The organism is Marinobacterium sediminicola (assembly GCF_022343685.1).
Classification (GTDB): domain Bacteria; phylum Pseudomonadota; class Gammaproteobacteria; order Pseudomonadales; family Balneatricaceae; genus Marinobacterium; species Marinobacterium sediminicola.
Map to the genome: position 1 here is coordinate 1,046,283 of NZ_CP092123.1, position 20,598 is coordinate 1,066,880.

Genomic DNA, 20,598 nt, shown 5'->3' on the forward strand with positions numbered 1-20,598 from the left:
CGCCACCTTTTGAGTCTAGCGGACGGATCAGCTATCGCTGGTCGCCATTGCGCGGGGCTGGCGCTGAGCCGAAGTGGATGCGGTAGCCGGTTTGGTCTTCGGCGTCAGAGGGTTGTCCACCGCTTCTGCCTGTTCATCAGCCTCAACCTTGCTCGGCTGCACGTTCAGCCAGCAGGCCAGTGCCGGCAGCAGGAAGATGGCACCCAGTACGTTTACCATGAACATGAACGCCAGCAGGATGCCCATGTCGGCCTGGAATTTTAGCGCCGAGAACGCCCAGGTGCCCACACCGATGGTCATGGTCACGGCGGTGAAGACCGCGGCGGTGCCACGCTGACGCATCGCTTCGTAGAAGGATGTACGCAGGTCGACACCACGCTTCAGCGAGTGCTGCATCTGCTCGTAGATGTAGATGCCGTAGTCCACACCGACACCGACGCCCAGTGCAATCACCGGCAGAGTGGCCACTTTAAGGCCGATGCCCAGCAGCGCCATCAGGGCGTTGCAGAGGATGGTCACCAGCATCAGCGGGACGATGACGCAGAGCACACCACGCCAGGAGCGGAAGGTCAGCCAGCAAAGCAGGGTGATGGCGCCGAAGATGGAGGCGATCATCTGTACCTCGGCCTTTTCAACCGCTTCATTGGTCGCTGCTGCGACACCCGCGTTACCGCCTGCCAGACGGAACTCCACGCCCTCCACGTTGACCGTTTCAATGTAGTGGTTGATCTCACCGATCACGTGTTTGAGGGTGTCGTTCTGGTGGTTGTCCAGATAGACCATCAGGTTGATGGTTTTACACAGGTCGTTGTTCAGACCCAGCTCCGGGTTGGCGGCCTGGCTGCCGGAGCGCAGTGCCATTTCGGAGCGCTGCAGCGTGCGCCACAGCGGGTTGCCCTCGTTGTTGCCGGAGACATACAGCTTGGCCATGCCGGCGACGGTGCTCACAGACTGTACGCCGGGTACGCCGCGCATGTGAAAGTCGAACTTGTCCACGGCGTTCATGACATTCCAGTCGAGACAGGCTTCGGATTCACGTTCGGTTTCCACGTACACCGACAGCACGTCCATACCGATGGAGTAGTCGCTGATGATCTTGTCGTTGTCCTGGTTGTAGCGGGATTCCGCACGCAGTTCAGGAACACCGGTACCTATATCGCCGGTCAGCAGGGAACGGGATTGCCAGGTACCTGCAACCAGCAGGATCAGCATGACAGCCAGACTGAACAGTGCCGGTTTCGGCTGTGACAGCGCGGAGATTGACCACCACAGCGGGTGGCGTTCACTGCTGCCGTTGTCCTTCAGCGCCACTTTTTCCAGTCGCAGGTGAGACAGGATGATCGGCATGAACATCTTGTTGGTAACGATCATCAGTGCAACGCCCAGACAGGCCGTTACGCCCAGTTCATGTACGATGGGGATGTCGATCACCATGATCACCATGAAGCCCAGGGCGTTGGCCAGCAGGGCGACGGTGCCGGGAATAGCCAGCTTGCGGATGGAGCTTTCGGCGGCTTCGATGGCGCTCATTCCAGCCAGTACGTCCAGTTTCCAGGCGTTGGTCATCTGCACCGCGTGGGAAACGCCGATGGAGAAGATCAGGAAGGGCACCAGTACCGACATCGGGTCGATGCCGTAGCCGATCTGCGGCAGGATACCGAGCAGCCAGACCACGGGCAGCAAGGCGACCACAATCGCCAGCAGGGTAAGGCGTATGGAGCGTGAGTAGATCCACAGCAGGGCGAAGGTGATAAAGAATGCAACGGCGAAGAAAATCACCACGGTCATCAGGCCATCCATCACATCGCCCATCACTTTGGAGAAGCCGATGATATGGATGTTGATGCGGTCATCACTCAGCTGTGCACGAATTTTTTCCAGATGCCGCGCCACGGCAGCGTAATCGGTTTTTTCACCGGTTTCGGGGTCGATCTCAAGCAATTCGGCCTGCACCATCGCTGATTTCAGGTCGTTGGACACCAGATTGCCGATCTGACCGGACTTGTAGACGTTGGAACGTACCTGAGCCAGGCCTTCCTCGTCCGCGGTAAAGCGTGACGGAATGACTACCCCGCCGGTAAAACCGTATTCGGTGACTTCGATATAACGCACTTCAGGCGTGAACAGCGAGCGTACCGTGGTGCGGTTGATACCGGGGGTAAAGAAGACTTCGTCAGTGGCCTGACGCAGTTTGTCCATGAACTCGGCGTTATAGATGTCACCTTCGCCAGTCCATTCCAGACTGACCATCACGCGGTTGGCGCCAGTGAACTCGGCCGAGTGCTTGAGGAAGGCCTGCATGTACTCGTGCTTGAGCGGGATCAGCTTGTTGAAGCCAGGATCGAAGCGGGTTTGCAGCGCGGAAAATCCGAGCATGACGGTGATCAGCAGGAACAGGAAGCCCAGCGGCTTGCGGCCGATGATCAGAAAACGTGCCGATGTGTCAACAAATTTTTGCACGGCAGAAGAGTGTTGATGCGACATGATCAGGCTCCAGACGGCTGTTTCAATTGTTCAGGCGAAATCTGCGGCAGCAATCCGCGGTCGCTGCTCATCAGCAGTTCACCCGAGTCGAGACGGGCAATGTCGGTAACGGACATGCGACCGGCCTTATGCGCGAAATGGAAACTGCGGCCTTGATCCTTGCTGAGCAGCAGGATACCGCCCTGGCCGCCAAGCAGAATGTCACCGTTATCGAGCGTCTGGTGAGTAAACAGGGACGCCGGCAGCTGACCGCCCACTGACGTCCAGGTCAGACCGTTGTCTTCACTGCGGAAGATATTGCCGCGCATACCATAGACGACCCAGACATCGCCGTTCAGGTTGAGGCCGCCATAGAGTGAACCGTTGTAGAACTCGGGAATGGGCTCCCAGCTTTCTCCGGCATCCAGCGAACGGAACAGGGTGCCTGACTCGCCCACGATCAGCCAGGTACGGTGATCTTCAGACGGCAGCAGGTTGTTCAGGTGCCAATCGGTACCGTTAGGTGGCGGCATATTGGACCAGGTATCGCCTTCGTCGCTGGAGACAACGGCCTGACCAAAGGCGCCGATCGCCATCCAGATGCCGGACGGCAGGTGATTGACGCTCAACAGCGGCTCACCACCGGGATTAAAGGCGACTTCTTTCCAGTGTCGGCCACCGTCATCTGTTTTAAGAATCCAGCCTTCGTGACCGATGGCAAGACCGGTCCGTTCGTCCTTGAAGTGCAGGCGCGTGATCAGTGCGTGCCGCTGATGCGACAGGGAGGCCTGTGTCCAGTTCTTGCCCTCATCGGACGAGATCAGGATATGGCCCAGTTCTCCGGCAGCTACCAGCCCGGCATCGGTTTGCACGATGCTGGTCAGGTTCATGTTATTCACCGGTATCTGGCGGGGGCCCAGTGATGGGGTATCCCGGTGCGAGAACGCGAAAATGCCGGCGACTGCCACTAACAGTGAAACAGCAATGCCCAGGGTTACGCGCATGGCAAAACTCCTATGTGTTGAGGCCTTCAGGCAAGGTTTTGTTTTTGTACTACTGGCCTGGAGCTCGAAGAGTACGCTTCCCATTATTCTCAGCACTGCGATAGCAACATCGTCCAAATGGGCTAGTGGTCGATCGAATACGTTAGTCCGAATTGACGATGAGAGGGCTTGTGCGCTGTGTGAATCTGCGTCGTGAAGGAGATGGTCGGAGCAGCCGGTCATGCCCGAAGAATCCAAAATAAGAATCGAGGAGACTCGTGCGATGGGCGTGTTAGTGAACAACTTTATTGCAGCGTCACAAGAAGACGAAGATTACATGACTCCTGAGGCCAAGCGCCTCGTCCAGGCGGCCGAGGAGTTGGCTCCGCGTTTGAGGGAGCGTGCTCAGGGCGCAGACGAAGTGGGCATGGTGCCGCGGGAAACGGTCAAGGAGATGGCGGAAGCGGGTCTGTTCCGTGTTCTGCAGCCCAAGCGTTGGGGCGGTTATGAGCTGGACCCGCGTGTGTTTTACCGCGTGCAGATGGCGCTGGCCAAGGGCTGCATGTCAACGGCGTGGATCTACGGCGTGATCGGCGTACATAACTGGCAGCTGCCGCTGTTCCCGGAGCAGGCGCAGCAGGATGTATGGGCCAATGGCAATGACGGTACCCTGATTGCATCTACCTATATGCCGGTCGGCAAGGTGGAGAAAGTGGACGGCGGATACCGCTTCTCCGGTCGCTGGGGCTTCTCCAGCGGTGTCGATCACTGCGAATGGATCTTCCTGGGCGGCCTGCTGCCTAAGAAGGACAACCCGGAAGAGCTGGAACACACCACTTTCCTGCTGCCGCGCAGTGATTTCCGTATCGAGAAAAACTGGGATGTGCTGGGTCTGCGCGCGACCGGCAGCCACGATATTGTCGTTGAGGATGCGTTCGTGCCGGAGCACCGCACCCACCGTACCAACGATCATTCGGACGCCGGTTGCCCCGGTCGTGAAATCAACACCGGCTGGATCTACAAGATTCCATTCACCCAGGTGTTCCAGCGTGCGGTTTCCTCTGCCTGTCTGGGTGCTACCGAAGGTGCGATCGAAGAGTTTCGTGCCCGTGCGGCCGCTCACATAGGCAAACACGGTGCAAAAACCGCTGAAGATCCCAATGCACAGCTGGCCGTAGCTGAAGCGATGATCGCGGTTGATCAGCTCAAGCTGGTGCTGTTCCGCAACTATGCTCGTATCGTGCATTGCGCCAAGACCGGGGACAAGATGCCGGTTGAAGAGCGTCTGATGCAGCGTTCGCAGGCGTCGCTGGTGCCGAAGCTGTGTGCCGAGCGCGTCAGTGAATTGCTGCGTGCCTGTGCGGCGTCCGGTCTCTATCGCAGTAACCCGATCGAGCGGATCTTCCGTGACATCCATCAGGCGCGTGGCCACATCGCCAACAACTCTGATGCCTATGCCCGTGCCAGTGGCGCGATGATGCTGGGTCTGCCGAACACCGACCCGTACATCTAAGGAGTCCACCATGAGTACGTCCCGCTATCATAACCTGCGCGTTGAGCAGGTCGTGCAGGAGACCGCCGATGCGGTATCACTGCAATTCGCTCTCACGGCTGATCAGGTCGAGCGGTTTCGCTACCGGCCCGGCCAGTTCCTGACCTTGCGCCTGCCCTGGCAGGGTGAGCATCTGCTGCGCTGCTATTCGATGTCGAGTGCGCCGACGGTGGATGCTCAGCTGCGGGTGACCGTGAAGCGCGTGGTAGAGGGGCGTGGCTCCAACTGGATCTGCGACCATGTGCGTCCTGGTGACGAGATTGAGGTGATGCAGCCGGCCGGTGTTTTCGTGCCAGAAACACTGGATGGTGAATTCCTGCTGTTTGCGGGTGGCAGCGGCATTACGCCGGTGTTTTCCATCCTGCGTTCAGTGTTGTTGCGAGGGCGTGGTCAGGTTCGCCTGATCTATGCCAACCGCGACGAGCAATCGATCATCTTCCGTGAGGCGCTCAAGGAGCTGGGCGAGCAGTATGCCGATCGCTTTGATGTGATCCATCTGCTCGATTCGGTGCAGGGGCGGCCCAATGTCAGTCTGCTGCGCCGTCTGGCCCGAGGCATGGAGTCTGCGCAGGCGTTTATCTGTGGTCCCGGTCCGTTCATGGATGCGGCGGAAGCGGCGCTGCAGGAACTCAAACTGCCGGGCGAGCGGGTCCATGTGGAGCGTTTTGTTTCCCTGCCATCTGAAGAATCCAGAGATCAGGAACAGCGTGAGGCGCTGACTGAGTCTGCGGAGATCGACCAGGCTCAGGTCAGTATCGAGCTGGATGGTCACCACTACGAGCTTCAGTGTCAGGGGGATGAAACCATTCTGGATGCTGCGGAAAAGGCCGGTATCGAGTTGCCGTATTCCTGCATGGCGGGCATGTGTGCCTCGTGCATGTGTGAGGTGACCGAAGGCGAGGTGAAACTGCTGCACAATGATGTACTGGATGAACGTGATCTGTCCAAGGGGCTTACGTTGACCTGTCAGGCGGTTCCGACGACTACCCGGGTTCATCTGAAATACACCTGACGTTCATATTTCCTCATCATATTCAAACACTTGAGACCGGCTTATGCCGGTCTTTTCGGTTTAGTCTTATTGGACGATGGCAGCCCGTTGCCTCCCTCTTAATCTGAAATCACTGACTGCGCAGGTGTAACCGCCTGTCTGTCGCGTGCAGTGGGCACACGGCAGCGAGTCTGTTCTCTGGATAACAACAACTCAGGAGACACATTATGCAGGGCTGTCTACAGGGCAAGGTCGCATTTATTACCGGTGGTGGCAGTGGTATCGGTGCCGCTACGGCTGAACGTTTTGCACAGGAAGGTGCGCGGGTGGTCATCTGTGGCCGCCGTCTGGAACCACTGGAACAGGTTGTCGCCAGTATCCGAGCCGGTGGAGGTGAAGCCGAAGCGATGCAGGTGGATGTGAGTAACGAAGAGGCGTTTGTAGGGGCGCTCAAGGCGACGGCTGAGAAGTATGGCCAGCTGGACGTGCTGGTGAATAATGCCATGGCGTTCACCTGGGGCAGCATTGAAGAAATGACCACTGAACAGTGGCGCGCCAACTTTACCACATCAGTGGATGGAACCTTCTGGGGTACGCGTGCGGCGATGCAGTTGATGAAGGCCCACGGCGGTTCCATCGTCAATCTGTCCTCCATCTGTGGTGAGCTTGGTACCCCCTGGATGTCCGGTTACTCTGCATCCAAGGCTGCGGTCACCAACTTCTCCCGCGCTGCCGCTGCTGAAGGTGCGCCTTACGGTGTGCGCGTCAATGTGGTGATTCCGGCGGTGGTGGAAACCCCGGCGACCGAGGGGATGCTGGCGGATGAGAATTCGCGCAAGAGTACCGAAAAACTGATTCCGATGGGACGTGTTGGTCAGCCGGAAGAGCTGGCAAACGCGATTCTGTTCCTGGCCAGCGACCAGGCGTCCTACATCACCGGCGCAACCTTGCCGGTCGATGGTGGTCGTTCGGCTGTACTGGTTACAGCGCTGGATTGAGGTAGGCCTTATGTCAGCAGTCAAACAGGACACACTGGTGGGAACGGAGCCTCTGTTCTCACCGGTTCAGATTGGCGCCATCGAACTGAAAAACCGCGTCGTCATGGCACCCATGACCCGCAATCGCGCCGATGCCGATGGCATGCCCAACGACCTGATGGTTGAGCATTATGCGGCGCGTGCCGAAGCCGGCTTGATCGTGGCCGAAGGGACTTGGCCCAGCGTGACCGGCCAGGCTTACTGCCGTCAGCCCGGAATCGAAACCGCCGATCAGATCGCCGCCTGGCGCAAGGTTACCGACGCGGTTCATGCCCGCGGCGGCCGAATTGTCCTGCAGGTCATGCATGCCGGTCGCGTCGGCAGCAGCAAGATCAAGCCTGAAGGGGTGGAGACGGTTGCACCGTCTGCCATGCAGGCGCAGGGCGAAGTCTTTACCGATGCCGCCGGCATGCAGCCCTATGACATGCCACGTGAGCTGACGACCGACGAGGTGGCAGCGGTTGTTGAAGAACACCGTCAGGCGGCAATCAATGCCCGTGAGGCGGGTTTTGACGGCGTCGAATTGCATTGCACCAGCGGATATCTGCCGATGCAGTTCATGTGCAGCGGCACCAACCAGCGTACGGACCGTTATGGCGGCAGCCTGGAAAACCGGGTGCGTTTCGCGGCAGAGTGCCTGCAGGCGATGAGCGATGCGATTGGCGCTGATCGGGTCGGTTTCCGCATCAATCCAGGCAATACCTACAACGATACGTCTGATGAAGACAGTGCCGAGACACATGCTGCGCTGATGCAGGAAGCGGCTCGCATTGGTGTGGCCTTTGTCCACATCATGCGCTCGCCGGTGCCCGAGATCGATGCGTTTGCACTGGCGCGTGAGCATTTCAACGGCGCTCTGATTCTGAACGACAGCTTTGAACCGGAGACAGCGGCAGCAGCCATTGATGAAGGGCTGGGTGACGCGGTCTCTTTTGCCCGTCACTTTATTGCCAACCCGGACCTTGTCACACGTATCCGCAAGGGGCTGGCGCTGTCTCGCTTCGATCGCAAAACCATTTATACCCCGGGGGCAGCCGGATATACCGACTACCCCGCAGCGGCTGAGTAATCCGAGGAAAACACTATGAAAGTTCTTGTACCGGTTAAGCGTGTCATCGACTACAACGTAAAGGTACGTGTGAAGTCAGACGGCACGGGCGTGGACCTGAACAATGTCAAAATGGCGATCAATCCGTTCGACGAGATTGCCGTTGAGGAGGCGGTGCGCCTGAAAGAAGCCGGCACGGCAACGGAAGTGGTCGTGGTAAGCATCGGTCCCAAGGCCAGTCAGGAAGTGCTGCGTACCGCTCTGGCGGTTGGCGCTGATCGCGCCATTCATCTGGAAAGCGATGTTGATCTGGAGCCGTTGGCCGTTGCCAAGTGTCTCAAACAGGTCGTTGCCGACGAGCAGCCCCAGTTGGTGATTTGTGGCAAGCAGGCAATTGATGACGATTCCAACCAGACCGGCCAGATGCTGGCGGCGCTGTTGGGCTGGCCGCAGGGAACCTTCGCATCAGAAGTGACCCCGGAAGGTAATGCGATCAAGGTGACCCGCGAGATCGATGGTGGTCTGGAAACCCTTCAACTTAACCTGCCAGCGGTAGTGACCAGCGACTTGCGTCTGAACGAGCCTCGCTATGCCTCTTTGCCCAATATCATGAAGGCGAAAAAGAAGCCGCTGGACTCCAGGCCGGTCACCGAACTGGGTATCGATGTGGCGACGCGCCTGAAGGCGGTCAACTATGCACCGCCGGCTGCGCGTAAAGGTGGTATCAAGGTTGAAAATGTGGCCGAGCTGATCGAAAAGCTGCGCCAGGAAGCCCGTGTGATCTGAAGGTGATGATGATGAAAATTCTTGTAGTTGCAGAACATGATAACCAGCAGTTGAACGCGGTGACGCTGAATGTCGTCGAGGCTGCAACACGTCTGGGCGGTGAGATCGATATCCTGGTGGCGGGCGAAGGCTGTCAAACGGTAGCAGAACAGGCCGCTGCGGTTGCCAGCGTCAATCGTGTCCTGCTGGCCGATGCTGCGCATTACGCTGGCCAGCTGGCCGAAGAGCTGGCGCTGCTGGTTGTCGAAACGGTACAGCAGGGTGGCTATCAGGCCGTTCTGGCGCCGAGTTCGACTTCCGGCAAGAACCTGACACCGCGTGTCGCGGCTCTGCTGGATGTGGCTCAGGTTTCGGATGTTATTGAAATTAAAGGGGGTGGCAGTTATGTGCGCCCCATATATGCTGGTAATGTCATGCTGACAGTGGAGTCAGCGGAGCCCGTACAGGTGCTGACCGTGCGTCCGACCGCATTCGATGCGGCGGCTCAGGGTGGTTCTGCCGAGATCGTCAGTGTAACCGCATCTGCGTCTGTCGGTGTTTCGGCACTGGTGGGTCGTGAACTGAGCAAGTCTGATCGTCCGGAGCTGGGTTCTGCCGACGTGGTAGTGTCCGGCGGCCGCGGGTTGGGTGACGGTGACAAGTACCGTCAGGTGCTTGAGCCCTTGGCCGACAAGCTGGGGGCTGCTCTGGGGGCGTCCCGTGCTGCAGTGGATGCCGGCTTTGTACCCAATGATTATCAGGTCGGCCAGACCGGCAAGATCGTCGCGCCACAGCTCTATGTGGCGGTGGGGATCTCGGGGGCCATCCAGCACCTGGCCGGCATGAGTGACTCCAAAGTGATCGTCGCCATCAACAAGGATGCAGATGCGCCGATCTTCCAGATCGCAGATTACGGTCTGGAGGCGGATCTGTTCGAAGCCGTGCCTGAACTGACCCGCCAGCTTTAACGCGCTATAACGTTTAACACGAGCCCGCTGCCCTTTCAGTGCAATGTGTGACCAACAGCACGGGCTCGTCAGACCCTACGACTACAATAACAGGGGTACATTACATGAACCGAATGGATGTAGAGCAGCTAGACAGTCTGCTATCCGCTTTGTACGAAGCCACTCTGGACAACAGCCAATGGGCTGATCCGCTGGAGCAGCTGCGTGCATTGTTTTCTGCCAACTATGTAACCCTGATTCTTAAAATGCCCGATACCCAGGATGAAGATGATCTTGGATTGATGGTATCGGTTGGAGACATGAAGGACTCAGGAGAAGTGGTGTACTTCCCGTATCGCCACAACCTGACACCCTTCGTGAACCAGCCGCCGGACAAGGTGTTTACTGAAGAAGATCTGATGACGTCCGAGGAGTGGCACGACAGTCCCTATCGTGTCCACTGGTGCGCTCCAAACGACGTTTACCACGTGATGGCAGTGGATATTTCCACGCCTGACTCGGGTACCTTGCGTTTTCGAGTCACCCGCGGCGAAGCCTCCCCCCCTTTTACCGCCGATGACAAGGAGTTGTGTGCTTTCCTGCTGCCGCACCTGAGACGTGCGCTGAATATCCGTAATCTGCTGGATCGCAGCCAGACTCTGGGCTCACTCTATTCAAAGGCGATCAGCCGCCTGTCGATTGCCACAGTGCTGATCGACGAGAATGGGCAGGTGCTGGATCAGAACGTATTTGCCCGTGAAATCCTCGAAAGTGGCGACGGCCTCAAACTTGTGGGCGGTCGTCTCGAGGCCAGTTACCCCAGTGATAACCGTGACTTGCGCCGTTTGATCAAGGAAGCGTTCGAATCCAAGCCTGGCGAGAATGGCCACAAGCTGCCCGAGGCGATGTCGATCACTCGGCCTTCAGGCGAAGTCAGCCTCGGTGTGGTGATTGAATCCATTCCTTCGACAGCCTGGGCTGAAGGCAAGGGGCAGCCTGCCGCCGTTGTCTATATTCGCGATGCGGTCGGGAAGTCTCAGGCCAGTAACGAGGTGGCGAAAAAGCTCTTCGGACTGACGCCCGCCGAGACCGCACTGTCGATCCAGCTCGCCAATGGTTTGTCGCTGGAGGAAGCGGCAGAAGCGCTGAACATTCGCCGCAATACCGCACGTGCGCATCTGCGAGCGATCTTCTCCAAGACCGGGGTGCGTCGCCAGACGGAGCTGGTGCGTATCTTCCTCAACAGCGTTGCTGCTCTGGGACAAGGTGATCAGGAAGACTGAATTTAAACCTCGTCCTGTTGCAGTATGTGAATGATCCCGGGCTGTTGCACTCTGTTGTAAAACAGAGGAGGGACAGCCATGGGACAAGTTGCTTTCATCACCGGTGCCAGTCGCGGCATCGGTCGTGCCACCGCGATCGCTTTTGCTCGTGCCGGCTATGATCTGGCTTTGAGTGCCCGCACCCTCGAAGAGGGGGAAACCCATACTCATGCTGTACGCCATGCTGACGGCTCGGCACTGGGCGGCAGTCTTAACCGTACCGCCGCTGAAGCACGTCAATACGGTGTGGACGTGAAGGTGTTCCGGATGGACCTGCTGGATTCCGATTCGGTGATTCAGGCAGCCGATCAGGTGCTGGAACATTTTGGTCGAGTCGACGTGCTGATCAACAACGCTGTCTATCAGGGCAGTGATCTCAACCTGCCGTTCATGTCTCTGGAGCCCGAAACGTTGGAACGGGTTGCCCAAGGCTACATTCTTGCGCCTTTTCTGCTGACCCGCAGGCTGATGCCGCGGATGCTGGAGCAGGGTGGTGCCACCATCATCAACATGACTTCCGGGGCTGGCGAGAGTGACCCGCCGGTAGCGGCTGGCAAGGGTGGCTGGGGTTACGCCTATGGAGCCGGCAAGGCAGCCGTTTCCCGTCTGTCCGGCATTCTCTGTCGGGAGCTGGGTGATCAGGGCATTCGCGCCTTCACCGTCAATCCGGGTGTCGTTACCACCGAAACTCTCAAGGCTACGATCGGTGACAAGGGACTGATTGCCCTGCGCAATGGCTCGGCACCGCCGGAGCTGCCCGCCGCCGTGTTGCTCTGGTTGGCTCAACATCCGGAGGCAAACGAATACCGCTATCAAACGATCAATGCACAGCCCCTTGCTCGTGAGAAGGGGATTCTGCCTGGAGGCTGATGCGAGAGGATCGGGGTGTCTCTAGTCTGGATGAACGATGAGGCGGGCGGTCACCTCCCCGAGCATGTTGTCGTGGCGTTTTATAGCCGCACTACAACAAAAAAAATCATGCTCATTGGAGGGCACGAATGATTAACAAAAGGACCTTCGCCGGACCCAAGGGGTTTGCCCCTCTGGCGCTGGCGCTCGCTGTCAGTCAGGCTCAGGCATTCGAGACAGTCTACCTGGGGGATGACACGACTCTGGATGCGTCGATCACTCTTTCCTATACCGCCTCTGCAAGAACCTCTTCACCTTCAGATGTATATCTGAATAATCCCAATTACGACGATGCGACTCGCAACTTTGATCAGGGCAGCCTGATCAACAATCGCGTCAACGCACTGGGTGAAATTCGTTTGCGTCATGACAACGTCGGTGCATTGCTGCGTGGCAGCGTGTTCTACGATGATGTCTATCGCAGCAGCAATGACAACGACTCGGTCGATACCATCAACAAGATCGGTGCCGTTAACCGGTTTACCGATACCACTCGTGAAATCAGCGGCTATGATCCGCGTCTGCTGGATGCCTTCGTCTACGGCAATTTCGTCATTGGTGATGATACCTACCTGTCGGTCAAAGCCGGTCGTCATATCGTTGCCTGGGGCGAGAGCCTGTTCTTCCCCAATATCAGCCAGGGACAGCTGCCGGTGGACGCGGCGGTGTTCAACGTACCGGGTACTGAAGCCAAGGAAGGGTATCTGCCGGTGGGCCAGCTGTCGGCCAGCCTGACCCTGACCGATAACCTGACCCTGACCGGTTTTTACCAGTACGACTGGGAGAAAACCCGCCTGAATCCGGTGGGGGACTTTTTTGGTAGTGATTTCTATGGGCCGGGGGCAGAATTTATTCGCACTGACTTCGGAAACATTAACTATGCTGGCGAAATAAAACCCAGCGACAGTGGTCAGTGGGGTATTGGTGCCCGTTACCTTATGGGGGACAGCACCGAGATTGGCCTGTTCCACTATCGATACCATGATCGCGTCGGGGCCATACTTACAGATATTTCAGATAATGGAAGCACGCGCTATTCATCATTCGATAGTTTCAAAGGATGCACATCAAGCGATTTAGGTTGTTTCCAACTTGGATATTTTGACGATATCAAACTGACCGGTGTCAGCATTAGTTCCAAAGTGGGCGATGTTCAAATCGGCGGTGATATCAGTTATCGCGATAACGCCCCGGTGTATGTCGCATCTTCTGTGAGTGGTCTTCTCCCTCCTGAGCCCACTCGTGGCAGTTATCTGCAAACCAACCTGAACGGTGTGTATATCCTCGGCCCAAGTGCCTTGGCACATCAGACCACGTTGATGGCTGAAGTGGTGCACCAGCGTATTCACGATATCGACAAACTTACGATCACTTCCAGCGCAGGTTCCACAGAGTACGATTTGGCTGAATACGACGGACAGACCCGCGATAACGCTGTGCTGGCTGCCGCCGTCTTCATGGATTACCCCAACCTGTTCAGTGGCTGGGATCTGACCACCAAGGCGATCTGGACCCAGAATCTGGATGGCAGCGGCTTTGCCGGTGCCGGTCTGGGCCGTGATGAGAAGCGCCTGACGCTGGGGGCCGACTTCAAATACCTGGGCAACATGCAGGTAGGTCTGACCTGGGTGAACTACCTCAGCTCGGCCAATCTCGACAAGGGCCGCACCATGGCTGACCGCGACTATGTTTCGCTCAGCGCCAAATACACCTTCTAATCGGCAGGGATGATGATATGAAATTGAAGTACACCATGCTGGCAGCGGGCGTTGCGCTGCAGACGACATTGATCGCGGGTACGGCGCTGGCAGCAGCTACGGCTGAGGAACTGGCCGAGCTGGGAACCACGCGTACCTGTGTGGGGGCTCTTAAGGCGGGCAACGCCGAGGGCACGATTCCCGAGTGGAGCGGCAAGTGGCAGGGCGTGCCTGAACACGTCAACTTCCAGGGCACCGGCAACCATCCGATCGATCCCTATCCGGAAGACAAGCCTCTGTTTGTGATTACGGCACAGAACATGGATCAGTACGCCGACAAGCTGTCGGCGGGGCAGAAAGCCCTGTTCGACAAGTATCCGGATACGTTCACAATGCCGATCTATCCCTCGCGCCGTGATTTCCGCTTCCCGGATAACGTCTGTGACGTTACCCGCAAGAATGCCGAAACGGCGAAGCTGGTGGATAACGGTGAAGGTGTCGAGGCCACAACCGGTGGCATTCTCTTCCCCTTCCCGAAAACCGGTCTGGAACTGCTGTGGACATCCTCCATCTTCACTTACCGTCCGTGGACTGAAGAGCTGATCTCCGACAACGCCTACGTCCTGGAAGATGGCAACATCAACTGGGGCCGAGTGAAGTCCCGTAACCTGGCACCGCACCTGAAGCCGGGTACCAGCGGCCCGACTGAAGGTCAGTCCTCCTTCTACCTGAACGAAACCATCCTGCCTGAACGTGATCGTGGCGAGATCAATACCGGGATGGAGTTCTGGAACCATACCGCCGAACCCCGCCAGAGCTGGCGTTATGACCCGGGCACCCGTCGTGTCCGCCAGTCTCCGGAATATGGTTACGACATGTCCTTCCCGGGTACCGGTGGCTCCATCACCGTGGATGAAGTACGTATCTTCAATGGTTCGCCACAACGATATGACTGGAAGATCGTCGGTCAGCAGGAGATGTACATCCCGTACAACACCTACCGCCTGCATTCTGCTGACATCAGCTATGACGAACTGCTGACGCCGGGCCACGCCAACCCGGAACACATGCGTTACGAGCTGCAGCGCGTATGGGTGCTGGAAGGCAACCTCAAGGGCGACTACCGCCATATCTACGGCAAGCGTCACATGTATATCGATGCCGACACCTGGTTCATGGTGATGGCTGATAACTATGACGCGCGTGGAGGCCTCTGGCGTACCTCGATGGTGAATTACTTCTACGCCTATGAGGTACAGACCTGGCAGGCAGGCGTGGGCTTCTACCACGACCTGCAGGCGGGCAGCTACCTGGCGTTTAACCTGGTTAACGAGCAACCCAAGGCGTACACGCTGAATCGTGGCACCTTGTCCGACCGTGACTTCGGGCCTCAGGCCGCACGTCGAGCCGGGCTTTAAGCCTTAACGGGCACCCTTCGGGGTGCCCATCTTCACAACCAACGGGGAGCGATGAACCATGGAGTTCCGCTTTACAGAAGAGCAGCAGATGATTCGTGAAACCGCGGCCGGTTTCTTCGCCGACTGCTCGACCTCCGCCGCAGTGCGAGAGGCGATGGCCACCGAGCGTGGTTATGACCTGTCGCTCTGGCGGCAGATCTGTGACGACCTTTATCTGCACGCGATCACACTGCCAGAGTCCATTGGCGGTATGGGGCTGGGATATGTCGAACTGATTGCCGTCATGGAGCAGATGGGGCGCTATCTGGTGTGTGCACCCTATTTTTCCACAGTCTGTCAGGCGGTTCCCGCGTTGCAGCTGGCAGGAGCCGAGGCTGTGTCAGGCCCCTGGCTGGAACGGATATTGGGCGGGGAGACCGCAACCCTGGCATGGATTGGGCAGGAGCAGCCCGGTTGCGAGGCCGTGACAGCGACCTGTGAGGCGGTCGAAGATGGCTTCCTGTTGTCCGGTGACTACCGTCTGGTCGTGGATGGCCACAGCGCCGACATTCTGGTGTTGGCTGCACGACAGGCCGGCACGGAAGGTCGAGAAGGTATCAGTCTGTTCGTAGTGGATGCGGGTACCCAGGGGATAGAACGTCAGTGGACACCGACGCTGGATCAGACCCGGCACTTGGGTCGGATACAGGTCGACAACCTGATGCTGCAGGCTGAGGCCTGTCTGGGCAACTCTGGCGAAGCCGGGGCTGTACTGGAACAGGTGCAGCAGCTCGCCACCATCGCTCTGGCAGCGGAGCAGATGGGTGGTGCCCAGCAGGTACAGGACTTGGCCGTCCAGTACACCCTCGAACGTGAGCAGTTCAATCGCCCCATCGCCAGTTTTCAGGCGATCAAGCACAAGGCCGCGGACATGATGCTGCGCACTGAGGTGGCCCGTTCCGCCTGTTATTACGCCGCCTGCATCGCCGATGAAGCCTGGCAGGGAGGCGCCATGGCCGCCGAGTTGCCTGAGGCCGGAGCGGTCGCCAAGTCCTACTGCTCTGATGCCTATTTCCGAAACGCTGGTGAGGCGCTGCAGATGCACGGTGGGGTCGGCTTCACCTGGGAATACGACGTTCACCTGTATTTCAAGCGTGCCAAAGCCAGCGAATTGATGTTGGGCACGGCCAGCGAGCATCGTGAAACCCTGGCCAAGTTGTTACTGGATGGAGGAGCCAACGCATGAAACTGAGCTTCAGCGCCGAAGACGAGAGTTTCCGTACCGAAGTGGCCGACTGGCTGGCGGACAATCTGACAGGGGAGTTTGCCAAACTGAAGTTCCGTGGCGGCCCCGGTGACGAACACAGTTTCCCTGAAGAGCGCAAACGCTGGGAGCAAAAACTGGCCGAAGGTGGCTGGACCTGTGTTGGCTGGCCGCAGGAGCACGGCGGTCGTGGCTGCAGTATCGAGCAACAGGTGATTTTCTTCGAAGAGTACGCCCGAGCCGGTGCGCCGGGGCGTGTGGGGCATATCGGCGAAGGGCTTGCCGGTCCGACGATCATCGCCTTCGGCACGCCGGCACAACAGGCCAAATACCTTCCCGGCATCCTGTCAGGCAGTGAACTCTGGTGTCAGGGGTACTCCGAGCCTGGAGCCGGCTCCGATCTGGCGAACGTCAAGACCAAGGCCCGTTTCGATACCGAGCGCAACAAGTGGATCATCAACGGTCAGAAGGTCTGGACCTCGCTGGCGCATGAGTCGGATTACTGCTTTGTCATTGCCCGTACCGATCCTGACTCCGTGGCGCACAAGGGACTGGGTTTCTTTCTGGTGAAGATGGATCAACCCGGTGTGGAGGTGCGCCCCATTGAGCAGATCACCGGTACCTCGGAGTTCAACGAGGTATTCTTCGATGATGCCGAGTGTGAGGCTGATGATATTGTCGGAGCCCCCGGCGATGGCTGGAAGGTGGCGATGGGACTGCTGGGCTTCGAGCGTGGCGTTTCTACCCTGGGGCAGCAGATGCAGTTCCAGAACGAGCTCGACGAAGTAATCAGGGTAGCCAAGGCAAACGGCAGGGATCGTGATCCGGCGATTCGTCAGCGCATTGCACAGGCTCACGCCGAGCTGAAGATCATGCGCTATAACAGCTTGCGCATGCTGTCTGGTCAGAGCGGAAGTGATGGCAGCCTTCAGGGCGAGGCGCTGATCTACAAGCTGTTCTGGTCCACCTGGCATCGTACACTGGGTGAGCTGGCGATTGATGTGTGTGGTCAGGAAGGTCAGCTGCTGGAGGCGGCACCCTATGAACTGACCCGTCTGCAGTCGCTGTTCCTGTTCGTGCGCTCTGACACGATTTACGGTGGCAGTAACCAGATTCAGCGCAACATCATTGCTGAACGCGGGCTGGAGATGCCGCGTGAACCCAAATGGCGTTAACAGGAGGCCTCATGTCCGATCATCGTCAGCAGGCGTTTACCCCGTTCAAGCTGGGGCCGATTACGCTGCGCAACCGTTTCATCCGTGCCGGGGCCAACGAGGCGATGAGCCTGGATGGCACGCCGACACAGGCCATGGTCAAACACCACCGTGATATGGCCCGTGGCGGAGTAGCATTGACGACGGTTGCTTACGGTGCCGTGTCCGAACGTGGCCGGACCCTGCCCAACCAGATTTGGCTGCGCGAAGCGATCATTCCTGACCTGCAGGCACTGACCGATGCGGTCCATGCAGAAGGTGGCAAGATCTCCATGCAGCTGACCCACGGTGGGTCCTTCATCACCTCGATCAAGGTGAAGGGCCGTACCATCAGCGCTTCGTCCGGCATCAACAAGGCTGGACTCTTGTGTGGCAACTTCCTGCAGCGGGCGATGAAAGAGCAGGACATGGCACAGGTGATCGACGAGTTTGTCGCGGCTGCCAGAGTCTGCCGTGATGCCGGTTTCGATGCCGTGGAGCTGCACATGGGGCACGGTTATCTGCTTAACCAGTTCATCTCGCCACTGTCCAACAAGCGCAAGGATGAATATGGCGGCAGTGCCGAGAATCGGGCTCGTTTCCCCGCTCGCGTTCTCAGAGCGGTAAAAGACGCGGTCGGACAGGACCTGGCCATTCTGGCCAAGATCAACGTGGCTGACGGCGTGCGCCGAGGTGCCACGGTTGAGGATGCCATTGTCACCGGCCGACTCCTGCGGGAGGCGGGTGCCGACATGCTGGTGCTGTCTGGCGGGCGCAACATCGAATCCGGCTGGTTCATGTTCGGCAGCAACATGAATCTGGACGAGATGAGTAAGGTCTTGGCTGATCAGAAGCTGACGCTGACCATGATCAAGCTGTCACAGAAAGGCGTACCTCAGGTGAAGTTCCGCCCCATGTATTTCCTCGACTATTCCCGCAAGATCCGTGCGGCGCTGGATATACCGCTGGGCTATCTGGGGGGCGTTTCATCCATGGATGACGTGGAGAAGGCGATGGTGGAAGGCTTTGAGGCGGTGGTCATGGCGCGTCCCCTGTTGCACGATCCCGAGCTGGTGCGCAAGTTCCAGCAGGGGCTGGTCAACAGGAGTGGCTGTACGCACTGTAACGGCTGCGTACCTTACATCTATCATCCAGGCGGTACCCGCTGCATCGAAAACGCGCCGAATGATGTGGCGTTAAATCAGCGTCCGGCACGTTTGGGCTCCACCGGCTGATGTGCTGAGCTGAAACACCCCGGTTGTCACGAGAAACGTGCACCGGGGTGAATCCTTCAGCATTTTTGCAGGATGAAGAACTGGTATCCGAACTCACCCAGGCAGTCTTGGTAGATATTCAGTTCTCGATCCAGGTCGGCCAGTGCGGTTGAATTCGGCATGTGCGTGTGCAGCTCATCGATGCGGGCACGCAAGGGCACAATATAGTTATCCCAGGCCTGCCGGCTCAGACTGAACGTGTTCAGGAGGTGGTATCCAGCCTTGTCCATCTGCTCAACGCGTCTCTCGGTCGAGGTCATATCAGGGTAGTCATTGCGCCAAAACTCAATGGCTTCACCACTGGGCGTTCCCGTGAGCCACACGAGATCACTCAAGACGAGAATGCCGTTCGGTTCCAGCAGGGAACGCCAGCACTCAAGTGCCTGTTCAACCCCCATGATGTAGGCGCAGCCCTCGGCCCAGACAAGATCGAAGGTGGCATCGGCAAACGGCAGGTCGGTCATGCTGGCACACACGGTTTCAATGCGTGATGCAGTCCCGTTAAGCCTTGCGATTGCCGTGAGCTTCTCCAGTGCGGAGGCTGCATTGTCCACCGCTGTAATCGCGGCCGTCGTATGCTGTGCCAGCAGACGTGTCGCCACACCATTACCGCAGCCGATCTCAAGCAATCTCCTGGGGGTATGAGGCACCTGATGTAACGCACTCAGCGTGTCCTCTTCGGAGCCGGGCCCCCAGCGATCCAGTGATGAAAAGATCGTCATGAAGTCCTGCATGTACTGGTCGTGTTCGTTCATGTCTTTTGACAACCCTTTGAGCCTCAGAGCATCTCTCTCAGAGAAACCCTGCCGCATTAGTCATGACAGATGTAACTGTGAGGCAACCGCATCAAAAGGCGGGGCCAGCACCGATGACAAACAGGTCATAATCCCAGGTATTCAGGATCTTTTCCGGTGTCTGGCTTATAACGGCATTCAGGCAGACTTCTCAAGGTGAGTCTGGATAATATGCCAGGCTCGTTCACCTTTCGCCAGCAGGTCTGCCTGTACTTCCGGCGGGAAATCCGCTGTTACCGACTGCTGGTAAGAAGCGCGCTGACGGCAGCGGTCGAACCAGTCCTGGACCCTGGGGCAATCCCTGTACATGTCTGTCCAGCCAAACTGGAGAATGGTCTGGAAATAGGGCGCGAGACAGGCATCAGCCAGGCTGAAGCTGTCTGCCACTATCCACTGGTGTGTTTCCAGTGCGGCCTCCATATCCAGAATGGTATTACGATAAACCCGTACGGCATCGGCAACGTCTGGTGCCTCCAGTCCCATTTTGACCAGCCGTTTCTGGCGCTCGCGGCGAGGCTTTTCAGGAATCAGGTCCAACAGGGCCTGACGCTCTGCTTCAGACTTCTCCATCAGACCCGGTCGCATCACCAACGGCCATTGCAGGGCACCACAGGAAGGGTGCAGCTTGGTATCCACGTGTTTCATCCAGAAGCGCATTTTGGCAACGGCATAAGGATCATCAGGCTTCAGGCTGGGTTCCGGCCAAGTGTCGTCAAGATATTCACAAATAATGCTGGACTCAATCACGGGCCTGCCATCATGGACCAGGGTTGGTACGACTCCCAGTGGGTTGAGTTTCAGGTAGTCCGCGCGCAGGTTTTCCTTCTGTGCCAGGTCGACATGATGTTTGCGCCAGTCGAGCTCTTTTTCAGCCAGAACGATGCGTACTTTCTGGGCACAGGGGGACATGGGGTGGGTATATAGTTCTAACATGGGTCTGCTCCGTTTGGGAAAAGCTCACG

General features: G+C 58.0%; 17 protein-coding genes. 13 read left to right on the forward strand and 4 right to left on the reverse strand.

The window, feature by feature from the left end; translation table 11 throughout:
* Window positions 1–27: 27 nt before the first annotated feature.
* Both LN244_RS04905 and LN244_RS04910 read right to left on the reverse strand, forming a co-directional pair.
* Entirely contained in the window at window positions 28–2,484 is a 2,457-nt protein-coding gene (locus LN244_RS04905) for an efflux RND transporter permease subunit (protein WP_239041730.1), read from the reverse strand.
* Window positions 2,485–2,486: 2 nt separating this feature from the next.
* Window positions 2,487–3,467, reverse strand: a complete 981-nt coding sequence (locus LN244_RS04910; protein WP_239041731.1) for a WD40/YVTN/BNR-like repeat-containing protein — start codon at window positions 3,465–3,467, stop codon at window positions 2,487–2,489.
* A 220-nt stretch (window positions 3,468–3,687) separates the two neighbouring features.
* Between LN244_RS04910 and LN244_RS04915 the strand changes: the two genes are divergently transcribed.
* The 13 genes from LN244_RS04915 (at window position 3,688) to LN244_RS04975 (ending at window position 18,803) form a co-directional block, all read left to right on the forward strand.
* Window positions 3,688–4,959 carry an acyl-CoA dehydrogenase family protein gene (locus tag LN244_RS04915; RefSeq protein ID WP_239041732.1) on the forward strand — a complete coding sequence of 424 codons (1,272 nt, stop codon included), beginning with the start codon at window positions 3,688–3,690 and terminating at the stop codon, window positions 4,957–4,959.
* A 10-nt stretch (window positions 4,960–4,969) separates the two neighbouring features.
* Window positions 4,970–6,010, forward strand: coding sequence for a ferredoxin--NADP reductase (locus tag LN244_RS04920; RefSeq protein ID WP_239041733.1), 1,041 nt, complete (start codon window positions 4,970–4,972; stop codon window positions 6,008–6,010).
* 206 nt (window positions 6,011–6,216) lie between these two features.
* Window positions 6,217–6,987, forward strand: coding sequence for an SDR family NAD(P)-dependent oxidoreductase (locus tag LN244_RS04925; RefSeq protein ID WP_239041734.1), 771 nt, complete (start codon window positions 6,217–6,219; stop codon window positions 6,985–6,987).
* 10 nt (window positions 6,988–6,997) lie between these two features.
* A complete protein-coding gene (locus LN244_RS04930; protein WP_239041735.1) occupies window positions 6,998–8,095 on the forward strand; it encodes an alkene reductase in 1,098 nt (365 codons plus the stop codon).
* A 15-nt stretch (window positions 8,096–8,110) separates the two neighbouring features.
* Window positions 8,111–8,860, forward strand: a complete 750-nt coding sequence (locus LN244_RS04935; protein WP_239041736.1) for an electron transfer flavoprotein subunit beta/FixA family protein — start codon at window positions 8,111–8,113, stop codon at window positions 8,858–8,860.
* Between the two features lie 11 nt (window positions 8,861–8,871).
* Window positions 8,872–9,807 carry an electron transfer flavoprotein subunit alpha/FixB family protein gene (locus LN244_RS04940; RefSeq protein ID WP_239041737.1) on the forward strand — a complete coding sequence of 312 codons (936 nt, stop codon included), beginning with the start codon at window positions 8,872–8,874 and terminating at the stop codon, window positions 9,805–9,807.
* A 104-nt stretch (window positions 9,808–9,911) separates the two neighbouring features.
* Window positions 9,912–11,069, forward strand: coding sequence for a helix-turn-helix transcriptional regulator (locus tag LN244_RS04945; RefSeq protein ID WP_239041738.1), 1,158 nt, complete (start codon window positions 9,912–9,914; stop codon window positions 11,067–11,069).
* Window positions 11,070–11,147: 78 nt separating this feature from the next.
* A complete protein-coding gene (locus LN244_RS04950) occupies window positions 11,148–11,978 on the forward strand; it encodes an SDR family NAD(P)-dependent oxidoreductase (protein ID WP_239041739.1) in 831 nt (276 codons plus the stop codon).
* A 128-nt stretch (window positions 11,979–12,106) separates the two neighbouring features.
* The gene (locus tag LN244_RS04955; RefSeq protein WP_239041740.1) at window positions 12,107–13,735 is read left to right on the forward strand and encodes a DUF1302 domain-containing protein; all 1,629 of its coding nucleotides are present in this window, start codon (window positions 12,107–12,109) and stop codon (window positions 13,733–13,735) included.
* Between the two features lie 17 nt (window positions 13,736–13,752).
* Window positions 13,753–15,132 (forward strand): DUF1329 domain-containing protein, encoded by a 1,380-nt coding sequence (locus LN244_RS04960; RefSeq protein WP_239041741.1) that lies wholly within the window; start codon window positions 13,753–13,755, stop codon window positions 15,130–15,132.
* Between the two features lie 58 nt (window positions 15,133–15,190).
* Window positions 15,191–16,357, forward strand: coding sequence for an acyl-CoA dehydrogenase family protein (locus tag LN244_RS04965; RefSeq protein ID WP_239041742.1), 1,167 nt, complete (start codon window positions 15,191–15,193; stop codon window positions 16,355–16,357).
* Window positions 16,354–17,550, forward strand: a complete 1,197-nt coding sequence (locus LN244_RS04970; RefSeq protein ID WP_239041743.1) for an acyl-CoA dehydrogenase family protein — start codon at window positions 16,354–16,356, stop codon at window positions 17,548–17,550. The genes LN244_RS04965 and LN244_RS04970 overlap by 4 nt, the downstream gene beginning before the upstream one ends.
* An 11-nt stretch (window positions 17,551–17,561) precedes the next feature.
* A complete protein-coding gene (locus tag LN244_RS04975) occupies window positions 17,562–18,803 on the forward strand; it encodes an NADH:flavin oxidoreductase (RefSeq protein WP_239041744.1) in 1,242 nt (413 codons plus the stop codon).
* Window positions 18,804–18,859: 56 nt separating this feature from the next.
* Here LN244_RS04975 and LN244_RS04980 read toward each other — a convergent pair whose 3' ends face one another.
* Both LN244_RS04980 and LN244_RS04985 read right to left on the reverse strand, forming a co-directional pair.
* Window positions 18,860–19,597: a class I SAM-dependent methyltransferase gene (locus LN244_RS04980; RefSeq protein ID WP_239041745.1), complete on the reverse strand. Its 738-nt coding sequence runs from the start codon at window positions 19,595–19,597 to the stop codon at window positions 18,860–18,862.
* Between the two features lie 177 nt (window positions 19,598–19,774).
* Window positions 19,775–20,569, reverse strand: a complete 795-nt coding sequence (locus LN244_RS04985; protein ID WP_239041746.1) for a glutathione S-transferase family protein — start codon at window positions 20,567–20,569, stop codon at window positions 19,775–19,777.
* Between the last annotated feature and the right edge of the window lie 29 nt (window positions 20,570–20,598).

What these genes read in the sequence shown, in the direction of transcription:
- LN244_RS04905 (WP_239041730.1), bottom strand. Translation starts at nt 2,484, where the DNA reads ATGTCGCATCAACACTCTTCTGCCGTGCAAAAATTTGTTGACACATCG.
- LN244_RS04910 (WP_239041731.1), bottom strand. Translation starts at nt 3,467, where the DNA reads ATGCGCGTAACCCTGGGCATTGCTGTTTCACTGTTAGTGGCAGTCGCC.
- LN244_RS04915 (WP_239041732.1), top strand. Translation starts at nt 3,688, where the DNA reads ATGCCCGAAGAATCCAAAATAAGAATCGAGGAGACTCGTGCGATGGGC.
- LN244_RS04920 (WP_239041733.1), top strand. Translation starts at nt 4,970, where the DNA reads ATGAGTACGTCCCGCTATCATAACCTGCGCGTTGAGCAGGTCGTGCAG.
- LN244_RS04925 (WP_239041734.1), top strand. Translation starts at nt 6,217, where the DNA reads ATGCAGGGCTGTCTACAGGGCAAGGTCGCATTTATTACCGGTGGTGGC.
- LN244_RS04930 (WP_239041735.1), top strand. Translation starts at nt 6,998, where the DNA reads ATGTCAGCAGTCAAACAGGACACACTGGTGGGAACGGAGCCTCTGTTC.
- LN244_RS04935 (WP_239041736.1), top strand. Translation starts at nt 8,111, where the DNA reads ATGAAAGTTCTTGTACCGGTTAAGCGTGTCATCGACTACAACGTAAAG.
- LN244_RS04940 (WP_239041737.1), top strand. Translation starts at nt 8,872, where the DNA reads ATGAAAATTCTTGTAGTTGCAGAACATGATAACCAGCAGTTGAACGCG.
- LN244_RS04945 (WP_239041738.1), top strand. Translation starts at nt 9,912, where the DNA reads ATGAACCGAATGGATGTAGAGCAGCTAGACAGTCTGCTATCCGCTTTG.
- LN244_RS04950 (WP_239041739.1), top strand. Translation starts at nt 11,148, where the DNA reads ATGGGACAAGTTGCTTTCATCACCGGTGCCAGTCGCGGCATCGGTCGT.
- LN244_RS04955 (WP_239041740.1), top strand. Translation starts at nt 12,107, where the DNA reads ATGATTAACAAAAGGACCTTCGCCGGACCCAAGGGGTTTGCCCCTCTG.
- LN244_RS04960 (WP_239041741.1), top strand. Translation starts at nt 13,753, where the DNA reads ATGAAATTGAAGTACACCATGCTGGCAGCGGGCGTTGCGCTGCAGACG.
- LN244_RS04965 (WP_239041742.1), top strand. Translation starts at nt 15,191, where the DNA reads ATGGAGTTCCGCTTTACAGAAGAGCAGCAGATGATTCGTGAAACCGCG.
- LN244_RS04970 (WP_239041743.1), top strand. Translation starts at nt 16,354, where the DNA reads ATGAAACTGAGCTTCAGCGCCGAAGACGAGAGTTTCCGTACCGAAGTG.
- LN244_RS04975 (WP_239041744.1), top strand. Translation starts at nt 17,562, where the DNA reads ATGTCCGATCATCGTCAGCAGGCGTTTACCCCGTTCAAGCTGGGGCCG.
- LN244_RS04980 (WP_239041745.1), bottom strand. Translation starts at nt 19,597, where the DNA reads ATGAACGAACACGACCAGTACATGCAGGACTTCATGACGATCTTTTCA.
- LN244_RS04985 (WP_239041746.1), bottom strand. Translation starts at nt 20,569, where the DNA reads ATGTTAGAACTATATACCCACCCCATGTCCCCCTGTGCCCAGAAAGTA.